Source organism: Psychrobacter sp. UBA3480, assembly GCF_002377945.1.
Classification (GTDB): Bacteria; Pseudomonadota; Gammaproteobacteria; order Pseudomonadales; family Moraxellaceae; genus Psychrobacter.
This window is the reverse complement of sequence record NZ_DFQV01000020.1, coordinates 122,560-135,203: the sequence shown is the minus strand read 5'-3', so window position 1 is coordinate 135,203 and position 12,644 is coordinate 122,560. Positions and strand designations below refer to the sequence as shown.

General features: G+C 42.0%; 11 protein-coding genes. 3 read left to right on the top strand and 8 right to left on the bottom strand.

Features of this window, described 5'->3' with window-relative positions:
* Positions 1 to 266: 266 nt before the first annotated feature.
* The gene (sdhD, locus tag B2863_RS07880; RefSeq protein ID WP_296209794.1) at positions 267 to 671 is read right to left on the bottom strand and encodes a succinate dehydrogenase, hydrophobic membrane anchor protein; all 405 of its coding nucleotides are present in this window, start codon (positions 669 to 671) and stop codon (positions 267 to 269) included.
* Positions 672 to 673: 2 nt separating this feature from the next.
* Positions 674 to 1,060, bottom strand: a complete 387-nt coding sequence (gene sdhC / locus B2863_RS07875; protein ID WP_082624524.1) for a succinate dehydrogenase, cytochrome b556 subunit — start codon at positions 1,058 to 1,060, stop codon at positions 674 to 676.
* A 1,013-nt stretch (positions 1,061 to 2,073) separates the two neighbouring features.
* Between sdhC and gltA the strand changes: the two genes are divergently transcribed.
* Complete coding sequence (gltA, locus tag B2863_RS07870; RefSeq protein ID WP_057757851.1) at positions 2,074 to 3,354, top strand: citrate synthase; 1,281 nt, start codon at positions 2,074 to 2,076, stop codon at positions 3,352 to 3,354.
* Between the two features lie 132 nt (positions 3,355 to 3,486).
* Here the strand turns inward: gltA and B2863_RS07865 are convergent, their stop codons facing one another.
* Complete coding sequence (locus B2863_RS07865; protein WP_296209019.1) at positions 3,487 to 4,419, bottom strand: hypothetical protein; 933 nt, start codon at positions 4,417 to 4,419, stop codon at positions 3,487 to 3,489.
* A 219-nt stretch (positions 4,420 to 4,638) separates the two neighbouring features.
* Entirely contained in the window at positions 4,639 to 5,172 is a 534-nt protein-coding gene (locus tag B2863_RS07860; RefSeq protein ID WP_296209016.1) for a type IV secretion protein Rhs, read from the bottom strand.
* Between the two features lie 437 nt (positions 5,173 to 5,609).
* Between B2863_RS07860 and B2863_RS07855 the strand changes: the two genes are divergently transcribed.
* Both B2863_RS07855 and ribBA read left to right on the top strand, forming a co-directional pair.
* Positions 5,610 to 6,899 (top strand): replication-associated recombination protein A, encoded by a 1,290-nt coding sequence (locus B2863_RS07855; RefSeq protein WP_296209014.1) that lies wholly within the window; start codon positions 5,610 to 5,612, stop codon positions 6,897 to 6,899.
* A 344-nt stretch (positions 6,900 to 7,243) separates the two neighbouring features.
* Positions 7,244 to 8,356: a bifunctional 3,4-dihydroxy-2-butanone-4-phosphate synthase/GTP cyclohydrolase II gene (gene ribBA, locus B2863_RS07850; protein ID WP_296209011.1), complete on the top strand. Its 1,113-nt coding sequence runs from the start codon at positions 7,244 to 7,246 to the stop codon at positions 8,354 to 8,356.
* 148 nt (positions 8,357 to 8,504) lie between these two features.
* On the opposite strand, the gene B2863_RS07845 is transcribed toward ribBA, so the two are convergent.
* The 4 genes from B2863_RS07845 to hemC form a co-directional block, all read right to left on the bottom strand.
* Positions 8,505 to 8,996 carry an acyl-CoA thioesterase gene (locus tag B2863_RS07845; RefSeq protein WP_296209009.1) on the bottom strand — a complete coding sequence of 164 codons (492 nt, stop codon included), beginning with the start codon at positions 8,994 to 8,996 and terminating at the stop codon, positions 8,505 to 8,507.
* Positions 8,997 to 9,048: 52 nt separating this feature from the next.
* Positions 9,049 to 10,083: a hypothetical protein gene (locus B2863_RS07840; protein ID WP_296209006.1), complete on the bottom strand. Its 1,035-nt coding sequence runs from the start codon at positions 10,081 to 10,083 to the stop codon at positions 9,049 to 9,051.
* Positions 10,084 to 10,143: 60 nt separating this feature from the next.
* A complete protein-coding gene (locus B2863_RS07835; protein ID WP_296209004.1) occupies positions 10,144 to 11,133 on the bottom strand; it encodes a uroporphyrinogen-III synthase in 990 nt (329 codons plus the stop codon).
* Between the two features lie 110 nt (positions 11,134 to 11,243).
* Positions 11,244 to 12,278 (bottom strand): hydroxymethylbilane synthase, encoded by a 1,035-nt coding sequence (gene hemC / locus B2863_RS07830; protein WP_296209000.1) that lies wholly within the window; start codon positions 12,276 to 12,278, stop codon positions 11,244 to 11,246.
* Positions 12,279 to 12,644: the final 366 nt, after the last annotated feature.

Here is a 12,644-nt window from a genome sequence, read left to right as displayed (position 1 = left end):
ACAGCTATAAAGGCTTACTATTTGGCCATTTCATACGCTTATAAAATAAAGAGTCTCAATAATCATTAACCACTTAATTTGCATATCTATCGTTATACTGGACTAAGCCTACTCAACTATAATCAGATTAGCTGATCAGTAATGCCAGTCCAATGCTATGACTATTCTTGGCTATCAACGGATGACTCTAAAATACTTTGCCAACTAATATATCAGTTGGATGCATCCGTCGTTATATATAGATATCAGAGCTTTTTATGAGATGGTTAAACGGCAACGATACCGAAACCGTTACCCCAAAAAATCATGATGCCCCAAAATAGAAATACTAAAATAGCGATAATCATCAATGACTGTAGTACTAAACGTAAACCTGCTGCGCTTGAGCCCAGTTTGCCTGTTGTAATATAGTCAGTAAATACTGTCCACATCCCGACCCAAGCATGACCAGCTAGTGCAAGTACTGCAACCAAGCTGAATAGACGCATCGGTAGGCTGGTCATAAATGATGACCATTCAACAAAAGTGACATCGCCATGGGTCAAAAAGAAGCCCAGCAACACCACACTATAAACGGCTAAAACAACAGCACTAATGCGCTGAATAATCCAATCACGTGAGCCTGAACCTGTCAGACCAGTAGCACTTTTGATTCCTGAATCATTTTTTATCATTAGAACATCACCCATACAAATGACGCGACAACTAAAATCGCTGCAATCACAAAACTGACCATAGAGGCAGTGCGGCCAGATTTTAGCTCTTCGTTCATGCCCATATCAGCAAATAAATGTTTGATACCCATTACAAAATGATATGCAATGGCGGCAACAAATATCCATGCTAAAAAGCGCACAAGTACATTGTCAAATACGGTCGCAAAACTCTCAGGCGATGCCAATGAGTTCTGTAGTATCCATAACATGACAGGAATCAATAAAAATAAAATAATGCCAGAGATACGATGCAAGATAGAGGCGATCGCGATCGGTGAGCGATTAACGCTAATCACTTGGCTTAAAGGCAGATCAATAGGTCGGTTGCTTTTCACAGCGGGCATCCTTTTGCGGTTATACTCCTGTATCTGCTATCAACGCCTGACATAAATAGTGCCAATTGAGCATTGAGCAACACACGAGACGAATAAATTAAGGAAGAGCTAGCTGACTTCGTTTAGTTTGCGCTAAATATGAAGAAAGGATCATGTATATAAAGGTATTGATAGACTGTTCAATGTCGCTTGTCGAATTGACAGGCCTATCAAACAACCTATCTATTATACAACAAAGAAAATAAACATGAGTAACATCGACTAACCAGTCTATTTTAGAGGTCGTATGAATAGTAAGACAACGTTACTATGTCTTCTATATCAGAGCAGACCTTATATTAGGCACTTGAAATCTTGTGCCAAACAAATAAAAAATATTGGTTAAGAAGAAAATTCAAACCATAGAATGCGGTTTGGTCTATCGTAACACCAGACAATCGTAAATAAGCATGAATAGAAGACGCTCTGAACGACACTATAACATGGTCATTTATTAATTCGCGCAAAGCTAGTGCCAGTTAATTCCTACAATTATAAAATGCCTGAGCAATAATTACAAATTTATCCATTCAGTAAGAATATATACATATTTAATAAATGAATGAATAAGCATATTACTGATTTTAACAGTGCTTATTATGACAAACTTTAATCCGCTTACTAGGCATAGTCCGCCAGTTTTTGGTGTCATTATTTATGAGTTTTGTCTCTTAGATATGTTAAGAAACCCAAAATATTGACTTGATAATGCTGCTATAAACTTGCTCAAAAACAGATGAATTTTAAGCAAAATAACCTGACAGACATATTTTGATACAAAAATTACAGCGAATAACTACCGCCACACCGCGCCAATTGGACACATGGTCCATAAAAGTTTTTTCAAATCATCAAGAATTGCTGCTAATATACCCTGCGTACTAAATGAGTTGAATGCACTTTTACCGTTCAACCGACAATGACGCGAGGGTATGCGTCTGTAGTAATTTATTCTAACAAGTCAAACCAATGGAGAGCAATTTATGGCTGATACTAATGCCAAACTAACCGTGAATGGTGAAGAATACGAACTTCCTATTATTAAAGGTACTTTAGGGCGCCCAGTTATCGATATTGCTGCTTTACAAGAATCAGGATTTTGGTCTTATGACCCTGGTTTTAAAGTAACTGCTCCTGTTGAATCAAAGATTACTTATATCGATGGTGGCAAAGGCGAGTTATTACACCGCGGCTACCCTATCGACGAGCTAGCGAACAATGCTGAATACCTAGAAGTTGCTTATGCACTTCTACATGGTGATCTACCTACTGCTGAACAAAAAGCAGAATTTTTTGAAAAAATCCGCGAGCATACTCCTGTTCATGATCAATTGCGTAAGTTCTTTGAAGGCTTCCGCCGTGACGCGCATCCAATGGCTATTATGGTTGGTGTTGTTGGTGCCTTATCAGCGTTCTATCATGAAGACCTAGACGTGAGCAATGAAGAACATCGCGAAATCACAGCTATTCGTCTGATTGCTAAAATGCCTACGCTTGCTGCGATGAGTTATAAATACTCACAAGGCGAACCGTTCATGTATCCGCGTAACGACTTTAACTACGCAGAAAACTTCTTATACATGATGTTTGCAACGCCTGCTGACGTAGACTACGAGAAAAACGACGTTATCACTCGCGCAATGGACAAAATCTTTACTTTGCATGCTGACCATGAGCAAAACGCTTCTACGTCAACGGTACGTTTAGCTGGTTCTACTGGTGCAAACCCTTATGCATGTATCGCTGCTGGTATCGCAGCCCTTTGGGGACCATCACATGGCGGCGCGAACGAAGCTGTTCTTGAGATGTTAGACGAAATCGGTACTGTTGAGAACGTGCCTGAATTCATGGAAAAAGTGAAGAGCCGTGAAGTGAAGCTAATGGGCTTTGGTCACCGTGTTTACAAAAACTTCGATCCACGCGCTCAAGTAATGAAAGAGACTTGTGATGAAGTACTAGAAGCACTAGGTATCAACGATCCTAAGCTTGAATTGGCGATGGCACTAGAGAAAATTGCGCTAGAAGACCCGTTCTTCATCGAGCGTAACCTATATCCAAACGTTGATTTCTACTCTGGTATCATCTTGAAAGCCATTGGTATCCCAACGTCAATGTTTACCGTAATCTTTGCATTGGCTCGTACTTCAGGTTGGATCAGCCATTGGTTAGAAATGCACAGCGCTCCGTTCAAAATCGGTCGCCCACGCCAGTTATACACTGGTGAAACGCGCCGTGATTTTGTAAAAGTTGAAGATCGCAAGTAAGCAAAAATAATCGTTACCCAATAAAAAATCCCGCCATCGTGCGGGATTTTTTATTGTCTTAACTCTCGTTATTTGATATTGATTGTTTTATGAGAAATGATTAATTCAATCAGTTCATAAAAATATAGTCAGTTACTGAAACTCTTTTAACGTTTGCTCATATTTGGCAATCTGCTCATCGTATCCTTCGATAGTTTCATTAAACTTAGCCATTAGCGCTTCAAACTCTTGTTGCTGCTTCTGCTTCATTTGCTGCATATCAACCACTTGCTGAGCTTCTATTTGTTCCCATACTTGATGCTGAATAATTAAACGAGCAAGTGCCGGACTTTTTGCACTTACTCTACCAGCAATCTCTGCATGCTCAAATAACTGCGGAACCAAGGTCGCCACATTGATTAATGTATCAGAATCCTCTGCGCTCAGCGGTGTTGTCACCGGTTGATATAAAGCGTCCATGGTCTGCTGATAACGTTCTATAATTTGGTCCTCGGTCAACATAACAGGTTTACGCGGCTCAAGACTGATACGTTTTAAAACCGTTAAATCACGCTCACCAACTTCAGTGCTAGTATTGACGTCAACCTCTGCATCTACATTTGGATTGCTGTCTATCGGGGCGATATCGATATTCGATGGCACCACTTCTTCAGGACTGGTAGCGGTAGTATTTGCGTTAGGAGCGGTATTATCGGTCGCTACTTCGTTATTACTATCTGTATTTTCACTATTATTAGTATTCAGTAATAAAAGCTCCTCACTGTCTGACGCATCTGCCGCTTGCAATGACTCATACTCTGCTTGCAATCGTCTCTGTAAACTCTGTGCTTGTGCGACATATATAGGCTGAAATTGTTTTATGCGCGCCGCAGCTGAGTCACTTTTTGGCATAGGCTGACTGTCTTCTACGCTTGTTTTTTCACTGGTTTGACTGTCATCAGCTACAGGTGATGTGTCAGACTGCTGACAGCCTGTCAAAAACAACACTCCTGACAGTGCGGCTACAAGCAAGGTCGGTGGATATCGAGTATCAACATTAGGCTTTACTGACAAAAATTTAAACATGAGAGTACATATCCTTTGGTAAAGCAAAATTATTAAAGGGTAAATTACAATTACGGTTCATCATTCTTTGATTTTTAGCAATACAACTGACTGTTAAATCGTCCAATATAGTTATCCAGTATTTATCCAACTGACCTGTAACTCAATTACTATATAACTCAATCGTTCTATAATTCGGTTATGACTTATCATAGCCAAGCTTAATCTTATTCTTGAAAACTAGATGACTGATGGATCATCAGTACCTGTTGCCTTAACAATAGGCTGCTCTGTCAAAAATGGAATACAAGCTTCCCACTCTTGGCAGTTCTGACCACGCTGACGACGTACAAAATAGTCTTGAACCATACGAGCCTGCTGCTCAATACCATACTTAAAAAACGATTTGCCTGTTTCTAACACGTAGTCGTATTTTCGGTTGATGATCGCTCCACGTACCACTTTTAAGCCTTGCTGTAACTGCCATACGTGCGTTAGCTCATGTATAAGCCAGCTTTGTTTGCTCAGTGGAGCTTCGCTAAAATCCGTAATCCAATCGACTGAATTAAAATAGATATTGCCATTGGGGCTGACGGCATAATGTTTTAGTACCCACCACGCTGTCTTTAACTGCACTTCATCAAGTTTGATGCTGTCACCAAATACTGAATACGCCAACGCTATCTCGCCAGCTGTCAGATAACGTGACTGCTGCTTACCTGTATCACTACGCCAGTAGCTATTGAATAAGCGTTTAAGAGTCGGTTCAGACATCGTTAATGCAATACCTTATATTTGATAAGCCATTTTTAATAGTTAATAGTCGCGATTGGCCAACCTTTGTCATCAATACGGTAGAACTGTTAATAGTAGAGCCGTTAATATAGATGAATGATGAAAACTAAAGTGCTCAGGACACAAGCTATACGCTTAGATAGCTTTCATTAACATATTTTTGCGTTAACCTAGCGCGTATGACTTGTAACAAGTATTATCCTTATAAACTAGCCTACTTCTACTGCTGATGTCTAATACTCATTGCTATTATAAAATTGCTGCGAAAATCATGCCAAACGTATATGAGTGGCGAAACTCAATAAAAATGATAAAGGTAGCCTAGTATGCTGTTGTTTGGATTTAACTATAGAGGCTTTGCTGTTACTACCATTGCAGCTAGTAGATAGTTTTTTTATTTTCCGATAGAGAGTCTTATGCCACCTAACTTCCATGCCGATACTCCACTTGCTCAGCGTATGCGCCCTACTTCTCTTACCGATATTATTGGTCAAGAGCATTTGCTGGCAGCTGGCGCACCGTTACGACGCTTGGTAGATCAAGGGCATCTACCCTCGATTATTTTGCATGGGGAAGCAGGTATTGGCAAAACAACCATTGCGATGTTGTTAGCCGATGCCGTTAATCGACCTTTTCATGCGCTCTCTGCGTTAAATACTGGGGTCAAACAGTTACGCGAAGTCTTAGATAATAAAGACTCACTGGTATTTGAATCACCTGTAGTCTTCATTGATGAGATTCATCGCTTTAATAAAGCACAACAAGATGCGCTATTGGGCGCAGTAGAGTCCGGTGATATTACTTTGATTGGTGCCACTACGGAGAACCCATCATTTAGCGTCAACAATGCTCTACTATCACGTTGCCAAGTTTATCGTTTAGAGCCGTTAACACCTGAGCAGATAAGTGCCGTGCTGCAACGAGCCCTTTCAGAAGATAATATACTCAAAAAACTAACCGTCGATTTACAAGCAAAAGATACTATTAGTCAATTGGCCCACGGTGATGCTAGAAAAGCGCTAAACTTATTAGAGTTAGCCATTCAGACCGCTGATGCTAAGCAGTCGCCAGTGATTGTTGATGATGAGTTGGTCAGCCGAGTGGCACAGACTGCTTTGGTAAGATATGACAAAGATGGTGAGCAGCATTACGATATTATCTCAGCGTTGATAAAGTCAGTCCGTGGCTCAGATCCGGATGCGGCATTGTATTGGATGGCACGTATGCTCGTAGGCGGCGAGCCTGCTGATTTTATTGCGCGGCGCTTAGTGATTTTGGCCAGTGAAGATATTGGTAATGCCAATCCTAATGCTTTACTCCTAGCTGATGCGGCATTGCGTAGTGTGCAATCTATTGGTATGCCAGAAGCGCGTATTATTTTAGGTCAAGTTGTGGTGTATCTAGCGACCAGTGCCAAAAGTAATAGCACTTATAAAGCAATCAATGCTGCGATGGCGTTGGCTGAAAAAGATGTCTCACCTGTACCGCTACATTTGCGCAATGGCGTCACCAAACTGATGCGTAGTCAAGGCTACGGTCAAGGTTATGCTTATCCGCACGATTATCCTAACCATTACTATCCTCAAAGCTACTTACCAGATAATTTGGTTGGTACCAGTTTTTACGAGTTTGCAGATAATCAGCGTGAGCAGCACAGTAAGCAATTTATGGACTGGCTAAAAAGCCAAGCAGCGAGCAATGACTAACTGTGATATAGATCAATAAAATATAACGCACAGATTTACGAGTCAGTTTTAATGTTCATTGATAATATTTATGACTATTTTTGACATACTGAACGATATAGTGGGAAGATGGCGCAGCACGTGACGCTGAAAAGCGTTAAAATAACCTCATAATGATATATACAAGCAATTAAGCGAGTCACTTTTATATCAAATTATATTGCTTATAGCGCGATTTACTTGACCGTAGTAGCGCTTTGCTTGACCGTAACAGCGCTTTGTATTATCTACTGCTACAATAAGCAGATAGAGCCTTATATTCTAAATGACACCTATTTATAAATAATAAAATATTGAGATTTACTATGAATTTAAATGCAATCCCTGAGATTATCGAAGACATTCGTGCTGGAAAAATGGTCATCTTGATGGATGATGAAGACCGCGAAAACGAAGGTGATATCATCATGGCAGCGACGCATGTGCGCCCTGAAGATATTAACTTTATGATTACTCACGCACGCGGCTTGGTTTGTTTGACCTTATCACAAGCGCGTTGCCAGCAATTGGCACTGCCACTGATGTCAGATCGTAACGAGGCGAAGTTTAGCACCAACTTTACTGTCTCGATTGAAGCGGCTGAAGGCGTCACCACGGGTATTTCTGCTGGTGATCGTGCACGGACTATTCAAGCAGCGGTATCTTCGTCAGCAAAGCCTGAAGACATCGTTCAGCCTGGACATATTTTTCCAATTATGGCACAAAACGGTGGTGTTCTTCACCGTGCAGGCCATACAGAAGCGGGTTGTGATCTAGCACGTTTAGCAGGTCTAGAGCCTGCAGCGGTGATTGTAGAGATTATCAATGCAGATGGTACGATGGCGCGCCGTGACGACCTTGAAATATTTGCAAAAGAGCATGACATCAAGATAGGCACGATTGCTGACCTTATCAATTATCGTATCGCTAATGAGCAAACGGTAGAAGAAATTGAGTCACATCCATTTGAAACTGAACACGGTACTTTTACGCTACATCGCTTCCGTGAGTTTGGCGCTGAAGAAACACATTTAGCCTTGGTAAAAGGTGATGTCAGCGAAGGCGTCAGCACTGTACGTGTACACGGTTTCCACCCATTACGCGATTTGTTTGCAGCTAAAAACGATATGACTGGCCGTAGTGGCTGGAGCGTACAGTCAGCACTAGAAGAAATCAGTGCTTCAGATCGTGGTGTGCTGGTATGGATTGGTAGCAATCAGCCAGTTGATTTGGGAGATGCGCTGGACAAAGCCGCAGACAACGAGTCTCAATCAACCATCACGCAGCAACCTTATCGTAGCATCGGTGTTGGTGCACAGATATTACGTCATTTAGGTGTCCGTGATATGCGCTTATTGTCATCGCCAATGAAGTTTTTTGCATTGTCAGGTTTTGATCTAAACGTGGTTGATTTTGTTCATGCACCGCAGCAAGACTAATATCTGTTTGCACCATTGAGTGAAAAATCAATGATAAAAAAGGCACGCTAGCGTAATATTAGCGTGCCTTTTTTGTTTTTAACTATCGACTTTCAACACACAAGGGTTTCTCTAAAAAACCTGATAATCACTTCATATAGAAATCAGCTTAATACTCAGGCGTATGACCAAATTTTGCTTCCAGTGCTAGTAGTCGCTGACGCTCCTCTGTTGTCCATGGCAATTTACCTTTCCCATCACTATCAAGACGTACGACGACTGCCTCTGCCGTAGCAACGATTGTTTCTTGCGCGGTACTATAGTAACTATACTCCATCGCCATGCTGGTATTGCCTAAACGCTTGCAGCGGACGCCTAATAATAAAGTGTCTGGATAGGTGACTGGGCGTAAATACTGGCAGCTCGATTGTGCCAAGACCGTGACCATACTGCCATCAAACATACCTAGCGCATGCAAATAACTAATGCGTGCTGACTCAGCGTAACGATAGTAAACCACATTGTTCAAATGATTGAAGGCATCCATCTCACCCCACTGTATAGGCTGATGATGAATAACAGGATAATGAGCTAATAACTCAGGGCGGTGTTCGTTTGCTGCATCAGATATATATGTTGAGCTTTCATTAAAATGGGTCATTGCTTACCTTACGTTTTGTATTTTCTGTATTAACTATTGTGACTAGCTTCCGTTAGCGTTGCGGCTTGTCTAAGATTTCTGTCGTCAATAATGGCGTTGGTTTGGGTGCATGAGCAATCAACTGATTTAGCCATACAGTTACTTCTGGTATGTCACTCGGTGCTTTCATTGTCTCAAGATTACTTTGACCATCGATTGGTTTTTTATCAGCTTGTACAATGCCAATCGCGCCAGCTTGTGCTGAATTTTTATTATCGCTAGTTGAAGCCTTAGGCACCAACGTTTTTAACTGTTTACGTGCTTGAGTCAAATAGCTGACAAGTTGATCTTGCTTACGCATATTGCTTGCTTGGCTTGCTAGATTCAACGTCATGATGACTTCATGGATAGTGAGCTGACGACGCGTTAAATTTGTATCACTAGCCGCTGAATTATCAGCAGCATTGATTGCTTTAGGCTGCTGTTTATTTTCAATAGCTGCATCTACCAGCTCTCGACGCTGTAGATCCGTACCTTCGTAGCTACCAAGACGCTCATGACTGTGCAAAAATTCCTGAATATTTTGAATCGCAAGATTTTGTATTTGCCATGGGCTTGGCTGTGAGCTTTGTGCCTGCAGACGCTCAATATCTTTGAGCAAACTTTGCTTGATAACGATAGTGAGCGCAGGCGCAATCTCATTACTGCTCTGCGACAACTGCCAATGTAGACCTCGCAATAACTCAATCGCCGCACTGTCATTACTATCCGCCAACAGTCTATCAGCAGCTTTGATTTGGATACGCAACAGGTCCAACTGATTCTGAGCTTGGCTACTGGCCTTTACCCTAGGCTCCGGTAGCGTCTGCTGACTCATGGCAAATAGACGATCATCCATTTCGTTTAATCGACTGATTACTTGCTCATTGCTCTGCAAACGATCGTTGACACTATGCTGAAAGCGCTGCTGACTAATATATAGCCACAATAATGCAGCGATCAGTAATAAGATAACCAGCCATTGCATCCGTAGCAGCAAAATATTTGCTTGCCGGCGCTGCTGAACAGTAGAAGGATCCTTAGATAAGGACTCAGAATTCATTGACATAAGGCAGTACCGTTATTGGTATAGATAAACATGTTTAAAGCAAATGAGAAATTTAAGGTATTATATTTTAGAATGAATGGCTGAGAGAATCGTATCTGGCGATAAATCCTCTACTCGCCAGTAGCTCAACTGCTGTGCTGCAACCATATTGGCAAGACGCTCACCCAACACAACGTAGGAAAAATCTTTTAACGTAAACGATAGACGTTGTGTTGTATTAGCCACTGCATCAGAATTTTGCTCTTTGTCTAACGTCTTCAGTTGCTCGTCATTGACGATATTTGACCAATGCTCAAAAGCTGCCGCACTGCTGATCACGACAATTGGCTTTGACTGCTGTGATGACGCAGTACTACGAGTAAGAAACGCTTGTTGCCACTGCTGGTACTGAGCCATTGCATCGATAGGCATTGTACGCTCGTACCAAGCAATACTATCGATATGTACACCGCGCGCCTGTAATGTATCAACCAATAATCGACGTCCACCAAGCCCGCGCCATATCAGCAATTTATCGCCTGCTTGTAAGCTATCGATTTCAGGCATTGCTAGCATGCCTTCATTATTGGCCGTCTCAGGCTGAAGTATTTGATAGTTTGTTGTATCTATACGCACCTGACTGAACTCTGCTGCCGTTGCTTCACCAACCGCAACCAGAGGACTAGGTAGTGACAAACCTTCTGACAATCTCTGCGCATAGTTGCCATTACTATCTTTCGTTTTGTATTCACACTTTTTATGGTCAAGTGACTGCCAAGCGGCTAGCCCCGAAGCCGCTGCAGTTGGACTGACGATAACAAGCGCTTTGTACTCCCCCGCCATCCACTGATGCATTAATGCAATATCTAGATCAGTTGTTAGACGTGGTTGTAGCGTCAACATTGGCATCTCAATCACTACCAATCCTGCCGCTTGCAAATGCTGCGTCAACGGTGCTGCTCGCTCTACTGGCCGAGTATTAATGACAATTTGCGGCATTACTTTTGACTTCTCATTAGAATAATTTTTATGAGAAGTTGTGTATGTAGATTGAGTTGGCATTGATGACATAGGTATACCATGACAAAAAACGAGTGAAAAAGGCTTAAGTATACAAAAATGGCTGATGCTTAGATCAGCCTATCTTACGGTTAATCAAACCTATAGCGACTGTACTTGCACTACTCAGGCTGATAGATCGCTGACAAAATAGCGCCTGCGCCATCGGCAAGTAGCATTTCTGCGACATCGATACCTAGTTGGTTGGCTTGGGCTTCTTGCTCGGCTTGTGTCCCAACCAACGTAGCTCGTTTGTCTGCCTTCAACAATTCGCTACCATCGGCTTGACCTACTCGACCGCGTAGCCACAGCACATTCCCACTATCGTTATTGCCATTATCACCATTGTTATCATTATTAACACTGGTTTCTTCAGCTGTCTGCAAAACTGCATAAGCGGCGATCGGTACTTGGCAACCGCCCTCTAGATGACGGTTCAGAGCACGCTCAGCGATAAGTCGAATACGGGCTTTATCATCATTGAGTGGTGCAAGTAATTTGAGGACTTCTTCATCGCCTTCACGGCATTCGATCGCCAAAGCGCCTTGTCCAACGGCAGGTAAACAAGCCGCGATATCAAGCTCACCGCGTATTCTCTCGTCCAGTTTAATACGCTGCAATCCGCTGGTCGCTAAAATAATGGCATCATACTCGCCAGCATCTAACTTACCTAGACGAGTGCCGACGTTGCCGCGCAAGGTTTTGATTTGCAGGTCAGGTCGATAGGCTTTGATCTGGCATTGACGACGTAAACTTGACGTCCCAACGACCGCACCCTGTGGTAACTCGTCGATACTATTATAAGTGTTTGAGACAAAGGCATCTGTTGGTGAGGCGCGTTTGCAATAGACACCTAATGTTAGGCCTTCAGGAAGCTGCATCGGAACATCTTTTAGCGAGTGCACTGCAATATCGGCTTGTTTTTCATACAGCGCTTGTTCAAGCTCTTTTACAAACAATCCTTTGCCACCGATTTTGGCCAAAGGTGTGTCCAAAATCTTGTCACCCTTAGTAACAATTTTTAGTAAATTAATCGTCAGATTAGGATACAACGCCAATAAACGATCACGAATATGCTCGGCCTGCCATAAGGCTAAAGGACTTTGACGTGTAGCGATATTTAGAGTAGTCAAAACAGGTTGCTGCGGATTGCTCATAAAGGGCCTCAATAAGTTCGATACTAATACTATAGTGGCTATAGTCCCTATGTCAGTACCATTCATATTTATACTGAATAGTATCGATATTACTCGATAGGGCAAGTTTGCCAAAGCATAGGCGACTCAAATGATTAATAGTAGATGCTGACGCAAAAAAATACCCCTATTTAAGCATAAATAAGGGTTTGATGATATGGAATGATTGGTCGCTATCAGGACAGCCTATTACATGCTTTGGATTTTATCACGTAAGGCAGGTAAATGACGACGACTGACCGCTAGTGTCTCATCAATACCTTTAAAACGTATCTGATACTGGCCTGCGTCTAGAGTTTCTAAAAAGTCCAAATAACTAAGGTTGAT

Bases quoted from the DNA above. Each gene is read 5' to 3' on its own strand.
- sdhC (WP_082624524.1), bottom strand. From the start codon at position 1,060: ATGCCCGCTGTGAAAAGCAACCGACCTATTGATCTGCCTTTAAGCCAA.
- gltA (WP_057757851.1), top strand. From the start codon at position 2,074: ATGGCTGATACTAATGCCAAACTAACCGTGAATGGTGAAGAATACGAA.
- B2863_RS07865 (WP_296209019.1), bottom strand. From the start codon at position 4,419: ATGTTTAAATTTTTGTCAGTAAAGCCTAATGTTGATACTCGATATCCA.
- B2863_RS07860 (WP_296209016.1), bottom strand. From the start codon at position 5,172: ATGTCTGAACCGACTCTTAAACGCTTATTCAATAGCTACTGGCGTAGT.
- B2863_RS07855 (WP_296209014.1), top strand. From the start codon at position 5,610: ATGCCACCTAACTTCCATGCCGATACTCCACTTGCTCAGCGTATGCGC.
- ribBA (WP_296209011.1), top strand. From the start codon at position 7,244: ATGAATTTAAATGCAATCCCTGAGATTATCGAAGACATTCGTGCTGGA.
- B2863_RS07845 (WP_296209009.1), bottom strand. From the start codon at position 8,996: ATGACCCATTTTAATGAAAGCTCAACATATATATCTGATGCAGCAAAC.
- B2863_RS07840 (WP_296209006.1), bottom strand. From the start codon at position 10,083: ATGTCAATGAATTCTGAGTCCTTATCTAAGGATCCTTCTACTGTTCAG.
- B2863_RS07835 (WP_296209004.1), bottom strand. From the start codon at position 11,133: ATGTCATCAATGCCAACTCAATCTACATACACAACTTCTCATAAAAAT.
- hemC (WP_296209000.1), bottom strand. From the start codon at position 12,278: ATGAGCAATCCGCAGCAACCTGTTTTGACTACTCTAAATATCGCTACA.